This window comes from Desulfotignum balticum DSM 7044, assembly GCF_000421285.1.
Lineage (GTDB): Bacteria > Desulfobacterota > Desulfobacteria > Desulfobacterales > Desulfobacteraceae > Desulfotignum > Desulfotignum balticum.
Window position 1 is genome coordinate 2,004,764 of record NZ_ATWO01000001.1, and the last position, 18,339, is coordinate 2,023,102.

Below are 18,339 nucleotides of genomic sequence, written 5' to 3' on the forward strand. Positions count from 1 at the left end.
AGGATGGATTGTCAACCTGGAAAAACAGATGAACACTCAGGCAGAAAGCTGGTTTGCCTTTTTTGCCCAGTTCTGGGCCCTGGTGCCGGGGCTGCCCGGTAACTATCTGCGGGCCGCATTTTACCGGCAGGTGCTTGATTTTTGTGATAAGGCGTGTGTGATCTCATTTGGTGCCATATGTACCCACCGGCAGGTGAAAATTGAAAAAAATGTGTATATCGGACCCTACTCACTGATCGGGTCATCCTGGATCAAGGCCGGCACCCTGATCGGTTCCCGGGTCAGTGTAACCAGTGGGAAAAAGCAGCATGCCTTAGATGACACCGGGCAATGGAAAGGGTTTGATGCCAAAAATATGGTACAGGTCCATATCGGTCCCCGGGCCTGGATCGGGGAGGGGGCCGTGGTGATGGCAGATGTGGGTGATACCAGCATGATCGGGGCAGGGGCCGTGGTGGCAGCCGTGGTGCCGGACCATGTCATGGGCGCGGGCAATCCGTTTCAAATCCGCCGGCAGATCCATGAAAATTAAGTTCACAGAATCTTCAGGCATCAAAAGGGTAAATGAACCGGTGAGTTTTGGTGTCCCGTTTCCCCGGGGCTATGCCACTCATCCGGACCGACTCTTTCTGACTACCCAAAAAGGTGAGATTCTTCCCTATGGGCACAAGGTCTTGGCAACCTGGCCGGATCACAGCATCAAATGGCTGCTGGTGGATATTCAGGTGTCAGCGGACCCGGGGGACACGGTCGTTTTTGAACTTGAAAAAACAGCAGATACCTCCTCAGTCACGGCGGATGGAACAGATCCATTCGCAACTTCCGGGTTCCGGCTCCGACACCAGGCAGACCGGATAACGATACAATCTGCTCAACTTAAAGTGCAGATGAATACCAAGGGGGTTTTTCAGCCGTTTTACAGTGTGGAATATGACGGCAGAGATTTTTCTTGCCTAAGTAACAGCGCAGTTGTTCTAAAGGATGCAGATGACACCATCTGGCAACCTGTCATAGAAGAGACAACCATTTCCCATGACACCCTGCTGCGCAAAACCATCTGTACCAGGGGGTGGTTTGAAAATACAACCCGGCCCCGGTTTTTAAAGTTTGAGTGCCTCACCCATTTTTTTTCCAACACCCCCTGGGTCAAGTTTGAATTTTCCATCTGCAACACCAATGCAGCGGTTCACCCGGGCGGTGCCTGGGATCTGGGAGATGAGAATGCGTTTTATTTCAAATCGCTGACCGTGCGCCTTCCTTTGGATGACAAAGATTTTAACACGGTTTTTTATACCCCTGAGTCGGGGGTGCTGCCGGTCCGGGAGGCGGAGTGTTCTTCTGTCCGCATTTACCAGGATTCCAGCGGCCATGATAACTGGTTTTCCAGAAATCATGTCAACAAAGACGGGAACATACCGCTTCAGTTCCGAGGATACAAAATTTTTCACGCAGGCGATGTAAAGGGATCCGGTAACCATGCGGCCCCGTTCATGGGGGTTACCGGCCGGCCGGCAGTTTTAGGGGTATATATAAAAGATTTCTGGCAGAATTTCCCCAAATCCCTGGCAATAACCAAAGATCACCTTGATATCGGGCTGTTTCCGGAAGCATTTGGGGGTTTATTCGAACTGCAGCCCGGAGAGCAAAAAACACATGCATTTTATGCAGGGTTTGCTCCGGACATACCCGGAATCACCCCGCTGCTGTCTGCGGTGGATCCCCTGGTTCCGCAGATCTCCTGTGAGGCCTATCATCAGGCCATCCCGGGACCGGTCCCGGCAAAAAAAGGAACGCAAAACAGGGACGTGGACCTGTATGACCGGCTGGTGGCGGGATTTATCAACAAAGACATTGGGTATGAACAAAAAAATATCCGGATCGATGAGTTTGGGTGGCGTAATTTCGGAGATATTTTTGCCGACCATGAAGCGGTGTCTGCGGCCAAAGATCAGTTCTTTGTTTCCCATTACAATAACCAGTATGATGTCATCAAAGGCGCAGTGATTCAATTTATGCGCACGGGTGAACACCAGTGGTTCACCCTGGCAAACCATCTGGCAGATCATGTGGTTGACATTGATATTTATCACACACACAAAGACAAATACCAGTACAACCATGGGATGTTCTGGCACACAGACCATCACCTGGATGCCCATACCTCCTCCCATCGCACCATATCTGCGGCACACAGGCAGTTTAAACCGGATGGAGGCTTTGGCGGCGGACCATCTGCGGAACACAATTATGCCACCGGATTGCTGTATCTTTACTGGATCACGGGCCATCCAAAATACAGACAAGCGGTCAAGGACCTGGCCGGTTATATCATTGCCCTGCTGGAAGGGCCGGATACCTTGTCAGAGACGGTATTTCAGCAGATAAGGCATCTGGCGGTAAAAACAAAGGCCCGGTTTTCAAAACCCGGTCCCCGGATTTTTCAGTTTGACGGTCCCTGCAGAGCCAGTGGCAATGCGTTAAATACCCTGCTGGACGGGTATCTGCTCACATATGATCCCATGTATCTGGATCATGCCCAGGCCCTGATTCTCAGGGCTGTGGATCCGGGAGATGATCTGGAAACCATGGATTTGCTGAATGCGGAAATCCGCTGGTTTTATACCATATTTCTCCAGGCCCTGGGACGGTACCTGGAGATCAAGCAATCTGCAGGCCAGATGGATGAATGGTTTGCCTATGCCAGGAAAGTGCTGCGCCATTATGCCGGGTGGATGGCGGAAAATGAATACCCTTATCTGGAAAAACCGGAAATCCTGGAATTTCCCACAGAAACCTGGGCGGCCCAGGACCTGCGTAAAAGCGATGTGTTTGCCTGGGCGGCATTTTTTTCAAAACCCCCGGAAAAACAGGTCTACCAAGAAAAAAGCCGTTTTTTTTTCTCCCATGCCGTCCATGAATTGAGCCGGTTTGACACCCGGCACTTCACCCGGCCCATGGCCCTGGTCATGTCCAATGGATTGGCATGTCTGGACATGATGCATCCGGATTTTGACACCGACCAAGAAAGTTCATTCCCCAAAACCCCTTATAATGTCGGAAAATTCAAGCAAACAAGGCAATATTCTATGTTTTTGAATCAAATGTTTAAAAACCTGGCCCGGTTTTCTTTTAAAAAAGAATGGCACTGGGTCTCACTACAACTTCAACAGATCATGAAAAGATAATATCCGGATGTCTTACAGCAGAAAAAAACAATGGCTGGCGTTATTGTTCACAGCGGTGGTGATTCTGATCATGGCCGGATCCCTCATGCCCATGGCGGAAATACCGGAGTCTGAAAAAACATGGCAGGAAAAAATAATGTCTATGATTTTCAACCTGATGCATGTTCCCATGTATGGGGTATTGACCCTGGTGTCTCTTTATTATTTTGCGCACATCCGGTTTTCCCGGCGGGCCGGCACAATAGTCACCATTGTGATTGCCATGTCTGTGGGGGTTCTTGTGGAGGTGCTTCAGATGTATGTGCCGGGCCGTTTTGGCAGTTTGTCCGATATCGGGTTGAATGCCGCCGGCATGGCCGGAGGACTGATCTTGTTTTATAAAATTCGTTGCAAATCAGGAGGATAGAGGGTCTTAACCCTTATTTTTTGTTTTTTCAAACACCGGCCATGGGGCATCCATGGCCGGTGTTGTTTTAAGAATGAATTGCCGGATGTAATGAAAAATGATAAACTGCAAGATTGATTATATAAAATATGCGGCGGCAGGATATATGCAGCCCTGTCATGCAACAAACAGGAACAATGGACAAGGATGTCAGTGAATGGAATCAGACACCATAGACAGGGCAAGGGTTCGGGAGATCAATAAACGCCGGACCTTTGCCATTATTTCCCACCCGGATGCCGGGAAAACCACTTTGACCGAAAAACTGCTGCTGTTCGGCGGGGCCATCACCCAGGCCGGTGCCGTGAAATCCAGAAAAACCGACCGGGCCGCGTTGTCCGATTTTCTGTCCATTGAACAGGAACGCGGCATTTCCGTTTCCTCTTCAGTCATGAAGTTTGAATACAAAGGGTATGAGATCAATCTGCTGGACACGCCCGGGCATCAGGATTTTTCCGAAGATACCTACCGGGTGCTCACGGCCGTGGACTGCGCGGTCATGATCATCGACAATGCCAAAGGCGTGGAGCCCCAGACCCGGAAACTCATGGAGGTGTGCCGCATGCGCAACACCCCCATCATCACCTTTATCAACAAACTGGACAGGGAAGGGCTGGATCCGCTGGATATTTTCGAGGATATCGAAGACAAACTCCAGATCGAATGCGTGCCGTTGACATGGCCCATCGGCATGGGCAAGCGGTTTAAAGGGGTGTATAATTTCGAAACCAGAGAACTGGGGATTTTCACTCCGGGATATACGCCCAAAGATGATGACGGTATCATGATTCAGGATTTGTCCGACCCCCGGCTGGATGAACTGATCGCTTCATCCCAGGCGGATCAGCTCAGAGAAGATGTGGAGCTCATCAAAGGGGCATCCGATCCCTTTGACATGTCCTTGTATCTTTCCGGGACCCAGACCCCGGTGTTTTTCGGTTCAGCCATCAACAATTTCGGGGTCAAGGAAATGCTGGATGCGTTTGTGAAAATTGCGCCCCCGCCCGGGATCCGGCCGGCCCAGTCCCGGGATGTCAACCCCATGGAAAGCGATTTCTCAGGGTTTGCCTTTAAGATTCAGGCCAACATGGACCCGGAACACCGGGACCGGATCGCATTTTTCCGCATCTGTTCCGGCAAGTTTGTCAAAGGAATGAAGGTGAAGCATCACCGCATCGGAAAAGAGATCCGCCTGTCCAATGCCACCATGTTCATGGCCCAGGAACGCAGCCATGTGGAAGAAGCCTATCCCGGTGACATTATCGGGATCCACAATCACGGCACCATCAAGATCGGGGATACGTTCACCACCAAAGAGCCGTTGACATTTTTAGGGATTCCCAGTTTTGCGCCCGAGCATTTCCGGCGGGTCCTGCTCAAGGATCCCCTCAAGACCAAGTCGTTGAACAAGGGATTGACCCAGCTGGCTGAAGAAGGTACCATCCAGGTGTTCCGGCCGTTGATGGGAAACATGCACGTGATCGGAGCCGTGGGCGTGCTGCAGTTTGACGTGACCATGGCCCGGCTGAAAGCGGAATACAATGTCAATGCCGGGTATGAATCCATTGACCTGTCCGTGGCCAGATGGGTTACCTGCGAGGATGAAAAAATGCTGAAACTTTTCCGGCAGAAAAACGAGTCCAGCCTTGCCCTGGATGCGGAAGGGTGCCTGACGTTCATGACCACCAGCGAATATCAGCTGGGATTTGTCATGGAAGAATGGCCGGACATCCAATTTCACAAGACCCGGGAACACAATATCCAATCTTCTGGCTTTTGAAAGGAATATCCCTGATGACGGCACACCGAATCCATAATTTCAATGCCGGCCCGTCTGCATTGCCGTTGCCGGTTCTGGAAAAAATCCAGGCTTCGTTTTTGAATTTCAATGACTCCGGCATGTCCATCACTGAAATCAGTCACCGCTCCGCAAAGTTCGATGCTGTTCTCAATGGCGCCATTGACCGGGTGCGCCGGCTGCTGTCACTGAATTCTGACGATCATGTGCTCTTTATTCAGGGCGGAGCGTCGCTGCAGTTTGCCATGGTGCCCATGAATTTTTTAGGCCCAAACGATACCGCAGACTACATCAACACCGGGACCTGGTCTGCTAAAGCCATCAAAGAAGCACGGATTCAGGGGAAAACCATTCAGGTGATCGCGTCTTCCGAAGACCAGAATTTTTCGTATGTGCCAAAAACCATCTCCTGTACACCCGGGGCCCGGTATGTGCACGTCACTTCCAACAACACCATCAAAGGAACCCAGTTTGATCAGTTTCCTGAAACCTTTGAGATCCCTTTGGTGGCGGATATGTCTTCGGATATTTTTTCCCGGCCCCTGCCCATGGAAAAGTTCGGGCTCATTTACGCGGGCGCCCAGAAAAATTTAGGCCCTTCCGGCGTCTGCATGGTCATTGTCAAAGAGGCGTTTCTGGAAACAGCCGAACAGCACCTGCCCACCATGCTGGCATACAAGACGTTTGCAGCCCACAACTCCATGTACAACACCCCGCCCTGTTTCGGCATCTACACCATTGACCTGGTGCTTGAATGGATTCAGGAAACCTTCGGCACACTTGAACGCATGGCGGAACATAATCAGCGCAAAGCCCGGATGCTGTACGATGTCATTGACGGGTCCGGTTTTTATCAGGCCACGGCCCAAAAAAATTCCCGGTCTTTGATGAATGTCACGTTCCGCCTGCCCACAGAAGACCTGGAAGACCGGTTTGTGGCAGAGGCCCTGGAAAACGGTCTGGGCGGGCTCAAAGGCCACCGGTCTGTGGGGGGGTGCCGGGCATCGATTTATAATGCGGTTCCCATGGAAAGTGTTGCCGCGCTTGCGGCATTCATGGAACGGTTTGAACAGGAGAAGGGATGATGAAAGTATTGGTCAGTGAAACAATGGATGAGGCCGGCATCGAGATTTTACAGCAGCAGCAGGGCATCGATGTGGATATCCGAACCGATCTGGACCCGGAAGCACTCAGAACAATTATTCCCGCCTATGACGGACTGGCCATCCGGGGGGGAACCCGGGTGGACAAGTCTCTTCTGGATGCGGCCGTCAATCTCAAGGTGATTGCCCGGGCCGGGGTCGGTCTGGACAATGTGGACATTGACGAGGCCACCCGAAAAGGGGTGGCTGTGATGAACACGCCCGGCGGCAACACCGTGACCACGGCCGAACATGCCATAGCCATGCTCATGTCTTTGACCCGGAACATTCCCCAGGCCACGGCATCGTTAAAAGCGGGAAAATGGGAAAAAAACCGGCTGCTGGGCCGGGAAGTTTTCAACAAAACACTGGGAATCGTCGGTTTCGGCAATGTCGGTTCCGGGGTGGCCCATCTGGCCAAAGGCTTGAGAATGCGGGTGATGGTTCATGATCCCAATATCTCCCGGGAACATATCGAAAAACAGGGGTTTGAGTTTGTGGAACTGGATGACCTTTACAGCCGGGCGGATTACATTTCCGTGCATGTGCCCAAAATGGATGCCACCATCGATCTTCTGGATGCCGAGGCATTTGAAAAAATGAAACAGGGGGTCTATGTGATCCATTGTGCCCGGGGCGGGATCATCAACGAATCCGCGCTGTATGACGCTATTGTGTCCGGAAAAGTGGCAGGTGCGGCCCTGGACGGATTTTCCACAGAACCGCCCGGTGACCTGCCGCTGCTGGCATTGGATTCAGTCATTGCCACCCCCCATCTGGGAGGGTCCACCCGGGAGGCCCAGACCCATGTAGCTGTGGCGGCGGCCAGGCAGATCATCGCTTATCTGCTGCATGACACCGTGATCAATGCCGTGAATGTGCCGTCGGTCACCGGTGAGGTCCTGCGCCAGCTCAAACCGTTTTTATATCTGGCGGAAAAAATGGGCAAAATGCAGGCCCAGCTCATTTCAGGAGGGATCCGGGAGGTGCAGATCGAATATATGGGCAAATTTCCGGACCTGGACCTCAAACCGGTCACCATTGCCGCGATCAAGGGACTGCTCAATGAATTCACCTCGTATGAAGTCAATACCGTGAATGCCATTTCCCTGGCCGGCAGCAAAGGGATCAAGATTTCCGAAGCCACATCGCCTGAGTCCGGGAATTTCATCAACCTGATCCGCATGACCGTGGTGACCGATACCCGGACCGATGTGGTGTCCGGCACGATTTTCGGCAAAGACCGGATCCGCATTGTCCGCATCAACAAATTCCGGCTGGAAGTGATTCCCGAAGGTCATCTGGGCCTGATTCACAACGTGGACAAGCCCGGTTCCATCGGTTCCATCGGCAACACCCTGGGAAAACACCATATCAATATCTCCCGCATGATGGTGGGCCGGGAAGAAGACGGCCAGCGCAACATCATTTTTCTGAAAACCGATACCCCGGTGCCGCCGGACGTGATTGCGGAAATCGAAGCTCTGGAGCTGGTGGTGAGTATGAAGACCTTTGAGCTGTAGCCATGCGTGATCCAGAAAGAAAGATTCCCTATAACTACACATCGGCCGGGGATGACCCGATTATCCGGCATCTTTTCGGATCCGATGTGCTGCAGATCATCAAAACCCTGGAAACCAAAAAAAGCACCGGCCGTTCCGCCCGGCTGCTGTACCGGTTCATGGGGGATCTGTTCATCATCGGGCGAAATCCGTTTCTTTTTCAGGAGCTGGTGGCGCATCCGGTCCAGCGAAAGCAGCTGTTTTCCGAATTTGAAAAAGATCTGGACATCATTGAAAACGCTGCCAAACATCCTGAGGTGTTCCAGGTGCTGGATGCGTGCAGACAGACCCTGAAAAAACTGGTCAACCAAATCACCACTCAGGCAGGGTTTCACCGCAAAATTCTGCGGGCGTTCCGCCCGATTGTCGGCAAAGACAACATTTATTTCGATCCTTTCACCCTGACGGCCCATGCCACCGACGCAACCGACTGGCGGCGGTTTCTGCCCAAAGCCGTGCTGCGTCCGGACAAGGAATCCCAGGTGCCTGAACTGGTGAAAAAAATCCGTGAACTGGGATTGTGCATCATCCCCCGGGGAGGCGGTACCGGATTGACCGGCGGGGCCACACCGCTCACGTCAGACTGTGTAATGATCAACACGGAAAAACTCAACCGCATCGGTGCCATTGCCCCTTTGGCTGAAGTCGGTGACGGCACCTGTTTTTCCATTGAGGTGCAGGCCGGGGTTCTTACCCAGGATGCCAAAGATGCGGCCCGGGATCAGGGACTGATATTTGCCACCGACCCCACATCGGCCTGGGCCTGTACCATTGGCGGCAACCTGGCGGAGAATGCCGGGGGAAAAACAGCGGTCCTGTTCGGCACGGCCCTGGACAATGTGTTGTCCTACCGTATTGTCATGCCGGACGGCAATGTCTACACCGTTTCCCGGAAAGGCCATCCGGGCCGGAAAATTCTATATACCGATGCGGTGGTTTTTGACGTCTTTGATGACACCGGCGAAAAGGTCCGGACCATTGAACTGACCGGAGCGGATATCCGCAAAAAAGGTCTGGGCAAGGATGTCACCAATAAATATCTCAACGGACTTCCCGGTATTCAGAAAGAGGGATGTGACGGGATCATCACCTGGGCACAGTTCATCCTGTATCCGGAATTTTCTTTTAAAAAAACCTGCTGCATCGAGTTTTTCGGCAATGACATGACCGAAGCCGGTCAGGTGATCACAGCCATTTCCGCCACCTTTGCCCACAAGGATCCGGCGGTCATGGCCCTGGAACATTTTGACGAAGCCTATATCAAGGCCATTGACTATAAAACCAAAAACGCTCTGGGCAACCGGCTCAAGGCGGTGCTGCTGGTGGACCTGGTATCCAATGATACCGGGTGTCTCGACCAGGGGGTGAAGACCCTGGCATCCATTCTGGCGCCCTTTGAAAAAACCGGCCTGACCATTGCCCGGACCGATGAAGAAGCCACGCGCTTCTGGGAGGACCGCAAACGCTTAGGGGCCATTGCCGCCCATACCAACGCATTCAAGCTCAATGAGGACATTGTGCTGCCGTTGACGTCACTGGCGCAATTTGTCAAATTCGTGGACCAGACCAACCTGGAGGAAAAGGCTTTCAACCAGGCCCGGATCATTGACAATATGGTGGCTTACCTGGACCGGGCCGTGCCCCTGTCCGATCCCCAGTGGCTGAAAAAAAAAGTGGGACAGGCCAAGGATCTGGCCTGGTCCACCAAAAAAAAGCTGCCCATTGCCTCCAGAGATGCCCTGGAAGCAGGAATCCATGCCAAAAATTTCTATACCCATGTCTGTGAGAGTCTGCGGGGGTATACCCATATTCTGGAAAAACTGGAAACCATCTATGACACCACCCGGGCCCGTCTGATTGTGGTGGCCACCCACATGCATGCCGGAGACGGCAATGTGCATGTGAACATCCCGGTACTGTCCAATGACCGGGAAATGATGGAACGGGCGGCTTTGACCGCTGACCGGATCATGGAAAAGGCCGTGTCCCTGAACGGGGTGGTATCCGGAGAACACGGCATCGGTATCACCAAATTCAAATATCTGTCACCCGAAGCGGTTCAGGCACTGGATCAATACCGGAACCAGGTGGATCCGGACCGGATCATGAATCCGGGCAAACTGAGTGAACCTGATATTTTAAATAAGGTGTTCACACCTTCCTTTAATCTTTTGAAGCTGGAGGCACGGATTTTAAAGCATGGTTCCCTGTATGATCTGGCCATGAACATTGCCAATTGTGTGCGGTGCGGCAAATGCAAGCCCATGTGTCCGGTGTTTTTCCCGGAAAAAAACATGTTTTTTCATCCCCGGAACCGGAACCTGGCTCTGGGATCCCTGATTGAAGCGTTGCTGTATATCACCCAGCGGACCCGGTCCACTGGATTCCAGATTTTGAAAAATTTAGAGGAGATTGCAGATCATTGTACCATCTGCCACCGGTGCCTGACCAAATGCCCGGTCAATATCGACTCCGGGGATATCACCATCGAGTCCAGGGAAATCCTTAAAACCATGCAGTTCAAACACACCCCGCTGGCCACCCGGACCACGTTGAGATATCTGGCAGACAAGCGGCCGTTGCCGAACCAGCTGACCCGGCCGTGGCTGCTGGGCGCAGGGACTTTTTTCCAGCGCACCGGTGCCACGTTGCTGTCCCCGGTTGCCGGTGTCAAGCCGTTTTCCGGGATCCGGTCCATGCAGGTGCTGCGGTCTAAAATGCCCTGGCCGGATGCAGCCACGCTCCGGTCCAAAGTTCCCATGACCCTGAAAAATCAGGCATTGGTCCTGGAACCTTTGGAACCGGCCATCTCCACGGTATTTTATTTTCCCGGATGCGGCAGTGAACGCATTTATTCACGGATTTCCAGAGCGGCCCTGTTTATTTTGCTGTCCCAAAATCACCGGGTCATTCTGCCGCCGCCGTTTCTGTGCTGCGGGTATCCTTTTCTGGTCAATGCCCAGACCAAGCAATTCGAAGAACTGGCGTTGAAAAACACCATTGTTCTGACCCAGATCCGGGAGATGTTCAATGACCTGACCTTTGATGCCGTGGTGGTGTCCTGCGGCACCTGCATGGAATCGCTGGGCCATCTGGGTGTGGCCCAGATTTTCGAAGCCCCGGTAACCGATGTCAGTGAATATGTACTGGACCGCTGGACCCTGCCGGAACCGCCGGCAACCCCTTGTTTTTACCATGCTCCCTGCCATGATTCATTAAAAGACAAAGGAACCGCATTGCTGAAAACCCATGGGTTCACCGTGACTTCTGTGCCGCACTGCTGCTCCCAGGCCGGAACCATGGCCCTGTCCCGGCCGGATATCAGCCACAACATGCTGGTGCGCAAACAGGACGCATTGACCCTGGCAGGCCATGTCACACAAAAACCCCGGGCACGGATTCTGACCAACTGTCCATCCTGTGTGCAGGGTCTGGGACGGCTGACCGGGGTGACACCGGTTCATCTGGCCGAAGCTTTGGCCGAAGCCATGGGCGGGAGTCTTTGGAAAAACAAACGATTGGACGAATTGACCCGTTCCCGGGAAATTGTGACGTTCTAACCGTGAACCTGATTCTGCTGACCAGAGATGATTTTATTTCTGCCCACCGGGTCTGTCTCACAGGCCGACGACATACCCATGTCCGGGCCGTGCTCAAAGCCGTGCCCGGGGATTTAGTGGCCTGCGGGATGGTCAATGGAAACATGGGATACGGCAAAATCCAGGACATGGATCCCCGGAAACTGGTGATGCAGGTGACACTGCACCAGCCCCCCCCGGCGGCCATACCCTTGAACCTGGTGCTGGCACTGCCCCGGCCCAAGATGCTTCGCCGGATCATCCAGAATGTCACGGCCCTGGGGGTCAAGCAGATCTTTCTGGTGAATTCCTGGCGGGTGGAAAAAAGTTTCTGGCAGAGCCCGTTTCTGGACGATGCCAATCTGGTGCAATACCAGCGGCTGGGCCTGGAGCAGGCAAAAGACACGGTCATGCCGGATATCAGCAAAAAGCGGTTTTTCAGCCGGTTTGTCAAAAATGAACTGCCGGCGATATCAAGCGGCACCCGATGTATCACCGCTCACCCCAAAACCGAACAGATCTGTCCGGCCGGTGTGAATCAGCCGGTGACCCTGGCAGTGGGACCGGAAGGAGGGTGGATCGATCTGGAAGTCAAGACCCTGGAAGATATCGGTTTTGTCACCTGCGCAATGGGACAGCGGATTCTGACCGTTGAAACCGCTGTCACCAGCCTGATCTCCCGGTTGTTTGTCTGATCTGAATCCGGTTATTTGCCGGCGTCCGCTTTTTTCTGTTCCAGTTCATCCCAGCGGGTATACAATGCCTGGACCCGGGCTTCCGCCTTTTCCAGGTCCCGGCAGATATTTGCCATTTGGATGGGATCTGCCATAATTTCCGGGTCCTGAACACGGGCACTCAGTTCAGAGACCCGGGCTTCCGCTTCCAGAATGGTTTCTTCCATATGTTCCAGTTCATACTTGTCCTTGAAAGAAAAAGTAAGTCCGGATCCAGGACCGGTCCGGGTCTCTGACACGGGTTTTGATGCTGAGGCGGCACCGGATTTTGCTTCTGATCTAAAAGCAGGCGCCTGTTTTTCAGAACCCGGACTTTTCCGGGTGGCCGCTGAAAAAATCTGGCTGAAATTTTTGTAAAACGCCGGGGGCGAATCCGGGTCCAGAAACAGCATCCGGTGGCAGACCCGATCCATGAGATACCGGTCATGGGAAACGATCACCACGGCACCGGGAAATTCTTTGATCCGCTGCTCCAGAACTTCCAAAGACAGGATGTCCAGGTCATTGGTGGGCTCGTCCAGCAGCAGCACGTCCGCCGGCTGCAACATCAGGTTTGCCAGAACGATCCGGGCTTTTTCACCGCCGGACAACCGGCCCACCGGCATGTCCAGCTGATCCGGCATAAACAGAAACCGCTTGGCCCAGGTGACCACATGCACGCTTTTCCCCTGGTAATGAACGGAATCTCCACCGGCCGGGTTCAATGCCTCCCGCAGCAGGCTGTCTGGATCCAGCCGGGTTCTGTTTTGATCAAACACCGCAATTTTAAGTCCGTCCGCCCATTTGACCGTGCCCTGGTCCGGGGACAGTTTTTTTTCCAGCAAAGACAGAAACGTGGATTTGCCGGATCCGTTGACCCCCACCACACCCAGACAGAATCCTGGTCCCAGCTCAAACGTGATGCCGGAAAACAGCGGTTGTTGTCCATACCCTTTGGTCAGGTTGTGCACCTGGATCAATTTCCGGGTCTGGCGGCCGGTGCCGGTGAAATCCATGTCCACCCGGGCCGTGTAGCGGTTTCTTTCCCTGAGTGCTTCCAGGGCCTGACGTAAATTTTCTGCCTGATCAATGCGGAATTTGGCTTTGGTGGACCGGGCCTTGGCCCCCTGGCGAAGCCATTCATCCTCCCGCCTCATTTTGCTGGCCATGGATGCCTGCTGTTTTTCCTGGGCAGCCAGAAATTTGTTTCGTTCCTGTTCAAACATCCGGTAACCGCCCTGGACCTTGAAATATCCTTTGGGATAATATTTTGCAATTTCCAGAGTCCCGGCACAGGTGTTTTCCAGAAATGCCCGGTCATGGCTCACCACGATAAAGGAAAACAACGCAGATTTCAGAATCTGTTCCAGCCACAGAATGCCATGAATATCCAGATGGTTGGTGGGTTCGTCCAATAACAGAAGATTCGGATCCATGCACAGGGAACGGGTGATGGCCAGCCGTTTTTTCCATCCTCCGGACAGGGTTTTAACCTGGACAGTTGTATCTACAAATCCTCCTTTTCCCAGGGCCTGATTCACCCGGCGGTGCTTTTCTTTGTCATCCATGGGTAACTGAGACAGGCAGTCAAACAGCACGGTTTCCACGGTATGATCCGGATTCAGGCGGTCTTCCTGGGAAAGGTATACGATGCGGCAGTTTTTTTGAACGCTGATCACTCCTGTATCCGGTAATGCTTCACCGGCAATGAGTTTGAGTAATGTGGATTTGCCGCTGCCGTTGTTGCCGATCAGTCCCAATTGTTCCCCGGCTTTGAAATCGATACTCAGATCTGAAAAAAGGGTATCATCACCATAGGATTTGGATATATCGGACAAGGTAAAAAAAACGGACATAAAACACCTGATATTAGGAATGGTTGCGGATGCGCCTGTAGACCCGGATCATTTTGATCAAAAATGTGATGACCAGGGCCGTACTGATTAAAAGCACAAAACTGGCGGCAAAAAAGGTCATGATAAAAGAAAACGGATCCGGCAGTTGATACGAGGATATCAGCAGATCCAGGCCGAACAGGAAAAAAAATACCGACACGAAAAGCAGCAGTATCTGGAAAATCCACCACGTATGTTTTAATTGAACCAAAAATGTATCCTTGGGGAATGTTGACAAAAAAGTTGTGGCACACCTTACTGGTTCAAGCAAAAAAAATCAAATCAATATTGATTATTCACCCGGGGTTCCTATAATAAAGACACATAGTAATCTTTATCGATCACACAGACAGCCAAAACCGTTTCAATCCAGGGAGAAACCGCATTCATGAGAATCCTGCTGGTGGAAGATGATGAAAAAATTACCCGGTTTGTGAAAAAAGGGCTTGATTCCGCCGGATTTGCAGTGGATACCGCAGCCACCGGCCCTTTGGGGTTTGAAAAAGCGTTTGATACGTCCTATGATGCATTGGTCATCGATATCATGCTGCCGGAAATGGACGGGTTTTCTCTGATTCGCCGCATCCGAAAACACAAAAACAATACGCCCATTATTGTGCTGAGCGCCCGGGGCCGGGTGGATGATCGTGTCAAAGGTCTGGAGGCCGGGGCAGATGATTATCTGACCAAGCCGTTTGCATTTTCCGAACTGCTGGCCAGAATCCAGGCCCTGATCCGCCGGGCCGGAAATGTCACAGATCCGGTGGTGCTCACATGCAGTGATCTGGAAATGGATATCCTGAAACGGCGGGTGTTCCGGGGAGATGATCCCATCGATCTCCAGCCCCTGGAATTTTCTTTGCTGGAATACCTGCTGCGCAATAAAAACCGGGTGGTGTCCAAAACCATGATCATGGAGCATGTATGGCACTATAATTTCGATCCCATGACCAATGTGGTGGAAGCCCGGATCTGCCGGTTAAGAGACAAAGTGGACAAAGATTACCCGAACCGCCTGATACATACCGTGCGCGGGGCCGGATATGTGATAAGGGATCCGGATGCCTGATCTGTTCAGGACCATCCGGTTCAGGTTGACGCTCTGGTTCACGGGTATTTTTTCCATCTCCGCTGCCGTGGCGTTTGTTCTGTTTTATTATCTGGCCGTCCAGACCCTCCAGGATCAGATCGATGAAGAGCTGATGGACAAAGCCGCTCAGTTTTCGTCTGTCATCCGTCAGAGCGGGATGAGAGGGGCCGGCAACCTGGCGGTGATCGAATCCAAGGCCGCCGGCGAAAAAATGATTTTTTTCAGACTCCTGTATCCCACAGGCGAGGTGTTTGCGTCCTCTCACATGTCTTACTGGAAAGATATCCAGGTGGACCATGAGCTGCTGCACCAGCTGATAGAGAAAAAATCCCCGGTGTTTGATACCCGCATGATGGACAACGTTCACAAGGCCCGAATTTTATACACATTTGTGGCACACAATGCGATTTTGCAGACCGGGGTCACCATGGAATCCCAGTCCCGGTTTCTCGGTGCGTTCAAGCGCGTGTTCATGGTGGCCATGGGTTTTATTGTGGGGTTTTCCGCTTTGTCCGGGTGGTTTCTGGTGCAAAAAGCCCTGTCCCGGGTGGACACCATCACCCGCACCGCCAAAAGCATCACCGGTTCCAGTCTCCAGAAACGGGTACCGGTCACGGGCAGCAAAGATGAGCTGGATGATCTGGCCAGCACCTTCAACCAGATGCTGGACCGGATCCAATCCCTGGTCAGCGGCATCCGGGAAATGGGAGACAACATGGCCCATGATTTGAAAAGCCCGGTCACCCGGATCCGGGGTGCGGCTGAATTGACGCTGTTACAGGGAGAAACCCTGGAAGAATTTCATTCCATGGCTGCCGGCACCATTGAAGAATCAGACCGGCTTTTAGACATGATCAACACCATGCTGGTGATTTCCAGAACCCGGGCAGGGGAGGGGGATTTTCATTTTGAACCCATGGATCTGACTCAAATGATTCAGGAAGCCTGTGATCTGTTTGCCCCGGTGGCCGAAGACAAAGACATCGCTTTTTTCTGTCATGGGCCGGGCCGGTTTGAGGTGATGGCGGATGTGACCATGCTTCAGCGGGCATTTTCCAATCTGCTGGACAATGCCATCAAATATACGGATCCCGGGGGGCAAATCACGGTGCAGATGATCAAAAAAAATGATTCCATCGTGGCGATTCAAGTCACAGATACCGGTCCGGGAATTGCCTTGCAGTTTCACGAGCGGATTTTTGACCGGTTTTTCCGGGCAGAATCCTCCCGGACCAGTCCGGGCAGCGGTTTGGGATTGTCTTTTGCCAGAGCCATTGTCAGAGAGCACAAAGGGGATATTCATGTCCAAAGCAACCCCGGAAAAGGCGCCTGTTTCACGCTCACATTGCCATATTGTAATTTTCAGGTCATTTAAAAATCATCTTTCAGTATTATAATACCCTTACAAAAGGAAAAGATCTGTTTAAACCAGGCGTTGATTGATTTTTTTCAAACGCAACATTCAAAAAGGAGAATACCATGAAACACTTGAACAAAACGCATCTGATTCTCACGTTGCTGGTGAGTGTTTTTCTGCTGACATCCCTGCCGGTCTGGGCCGCTCAGAAACAAAAAATGATCCCGGCCGGGTTTTCCGATCTGGCCAGAACAGCCAAGGCCGGGGTGGTCAATATCCAGACCGTGAAAACCGTTCAGGGCGGCGGCCGGGTTTTTGAACATTTTTTCGGTCATCCCTTCGGAAACCGGGAAGGACTTGAAGATTTTTTCGGCCCGTTTCTCAACCCCCAGCCCCAGAACCGGAAAGAACAGAGTCTGGGCTCCGGATTCATCATTTCCAAGGACGGTTATATTGTCACCAATCATCACGTGATCAAAGGCGCGGATGAGATTAAGGTGATTCTTCACGACAAAACCGAACTGGATGCGGAAATCGTGGGCACTGATCCCATGACGGATCTGGCACTGATCAAGGTGGATGCCAAAAATTTACAACCCTTGAAATTCGGTAAATCCAGCGAGGCGGACATCGGTTCCTGGGTGGTGGCCATCGGCAGCCCGTTCGGGCTTGAGCAGACCGTTACTGCGGGCATTATTTCCGCCAAAGGCCGGATTATCGGTTCCGGACCCTATGATGACTTTATCCAGACCGATGCATCCATCAACCCGGGCAACAGCGGCGGACCGTTGCTGAACCTGGACGGCGAGGTCATCGGAATCAACACCGCCATTGTGAGGTCCGGCCAGGGCATCGGGTTTGCCATCCCGTCCGATCTGGCCACCGGCATTATCGATCAGCTCATCGACACCAAGCACGTCTCCCGGGGATGGATGGGCGTGGCCATCCAGAACATCACACCGGAACTGGCGGAATATTACGGCATCGATTCGACCCGCGGTGTTTATGTGGCCAAGGTGTATGAAGACAATCCCGCCCATGAGGCCGGAATCAAATCCGGGGATGTGATTCTTGAGGTCAATGGAGAAAAAATCGAAACCTCCCGGGATCTGACCCTCACCATCGCCAATCTCAAGGTGGATGAGACCGTGGATGTAAAAATCATCCGGGAAGGCAAGGAAAAAACCGTGAACGTCAAACTGGGAAAACGCCCGGATCAGGATCCGGAAGTAATGGCATCGCTGGAGGAATTTGACAGTTTCGGGTTCAAGTTCAAGGAACTCGATACCGCCACTGCCCAGCGCCTGGGATATCCTGAAGAAGTCAAAGGACTGATTGTCACTGAAATCAAACCGGATTCTCCGGCCGACAGCTCAGGGGTCCGGACCGGAGACCTGCTCCTGGAGCTCAACCGCCAGCGAATCACTGATCTGACATCCTATCATGAGGTGTTATCCCGCATTGAAAAAGGCCGGACCGCCCAGCTGCTGTTCAGAAGAGGCAACAGCCACGTATATGTGGTGCGGTTTGAAAAATAAAGAGAACGGTTAAAACCAGCTGAAATTAAAAAACCT

The 18,339-nt window shown here is 52.5% G+C and carries 13 protein-coding genes; 11 read left to right on the forward strand and 2 right to left on the reverse strand.

The genetic code is table 11. The features are described from left to right. Positions 1-28 precede the first annotated feature (28 nt). The 8 genes from K365_RS0110145 (at position 29) to K365_RS0110180 (ending at position 12,405) form a co-directional block, all read left to right on the forward strand. Positions 29-532 (forward strand): acyltransferase, encoded by a 504-nt coding sequence (locus K365_RS0110145; RefSeq protein ID WP_169432945.1) that lies wholly within the window; start codon positions 29-31, stop codon positions 530-532. Then, a complete protein-coding gene (locus K365_RS26515) occupies positions 522-3,185 on the forward strand; it encodes an RIFT barrel domain-containing protein (RefSeq protein ID WP_024334477.1) in 2,664 nt (887 codons plus the stop codon). The genes K365_RS0110145 and K365_RS26515 overlap by 11 nt, the downstream gene beginning before the upstream one ends. Before the next feature lie 7 nt (positions 3,186-3,192). Beyond that, entirely contained in the window at positions 3,193-3,591 is a 399-nt protein-coding gene (locus tag K365_RS0110155) for a VanZ family protein (protein ID WP_006966389.1), read from the forward strand. Positions 3,592-3,787: 196 nt separating this feature from the next. Then, positions 3,788-5,410, forward strand: coding sequence for a peptide chain release factor 3 (locus K365_RS0110160; protein ID WP_006966391.1), 1,623 nt, complete (start codon positions 3,788-3,790; stop codon positions 5,408-5,410). A 14-nt stretch (positions 5,411-5,424) separates the two neighbouring features. After that, positions 5,425-6,513, forward strand: a complete 1,089-nt coding sequence (gene serC / locus K365_RS0110165) for a 3-phosphoserine/phosphohydroxythreonine transaminase (protein WP_024334479.1) — start codon at positions 5,425-5,427, stop codon at positions 6,511-6,513. Further along, entirely contained in the window at positions 6,513-8,093 is a 1,581-nt protein-coding gene (gene serA, locus K365_RS0110170) for a phosphoglycerate dehydrogenase (protein WP_024334480.1), read from the forward strand. Before serC ends, serA begins: the two co-directional genes overlap by 1 nt. A 2-nt stretch (positions 8,094-8,095) precedes the next feature. Further along, positions 8,096-11,692, forward strand: coding sequence for a DUF3683 domain-containing protein (locus tag K365_RS0110175; protein ID WP_024334481.1), 3,597 nt, complete (start codon positions 8,096-8,098; stop codon positions 11,690-11,692). 2 nt (positions 11,693-11,694) lie between these two features. After that, positions 11,695-12,405, forward strand: a complete 711-nt coding sequence (locus K365_RS0110180; RefSeq protein ID WP_024334482.1) for a 16S rRNA (uracil(1498)-N(3))-methyltransferase — start codon at positions 11,695-11,697, stop codon at positions 12,403-12,405. Between the two features lie 11 nt (positions 12,406-12,416). Here K365_RS0110180 and K365_RS0110185 read toward each other — a convergent pair whose 3' ends face one another. Continuing rightward, entirely contained in the window at positions 12,417-14,279 is a 1,863-nt protein-coding gene (locus tag K365_RS0110185) for an ABC-F family ATP-binding cassette domain-containing protein (protein WP_024334483.1), read from the reverse strand. Positions 14,280-14,292: 13 nt separating this feature from the next. After that, positions 14,293-14,529: a hypothetical protein gene (locus K365_RS0110190; protein ID WP_024334484.1), complete on the reverse strand. Its 237-nt coding sequence runs from the start codon at positions 14,527-14,529 to the stop codon at positions 14,293-14,295. Positions 14,530-14,706: 177 nt separating this feature from the next. On the opposite strand from K365_RS0110190, the gene K365_RS0110200 reads away from it, so the two are divergent. The 3 genes from K365_RS0110200 to K365_RS0110210 all read left to right on the forward strand — a co-directional run bounded on the left by K365_RS0110200 (position 14,707) and on the right by K365_RS0110210 (position 18,303). Continuing rightward, positions 14,707-15,387: a response regulator transcription factor gene (locus K365_RS0110200; protein ID WP_024334485.1), complete on the forward strand. Its 681-nt coding sequence runs from the start codon at positions 14,707-14,709 to the stop codon at positions 15,385-15,387. Beyond that, positions 15,380-16,783 (forward strand): sensor histidine kinase, encoded by a 1,404-nt coding sequence (locus K365_RS0110205; protein WP_024334486.1) that lies wholly within the window; start codon positions 15,380-15,382, stop codon positions 16,781-16,783. Before K365_RS0110200 ends, K365_RS0110205 begins: the two co-directional genes overlap by 8 nt. A 104-nt stretch (positions 16,784-16,887) precedes the next feature. Further along, positions 16,888-18,303, forward strand: coding sequence for a DegQ family serine endoprotease (locus K365_RS0110210; RefSeq protein WP_024334487.1), 1,416 nt, complete (start codon positions 16,888-16,890; stop codon positions 18,301-18,303). Positions 18,304-18,339 lie beyond the last annotated feature (36 nt).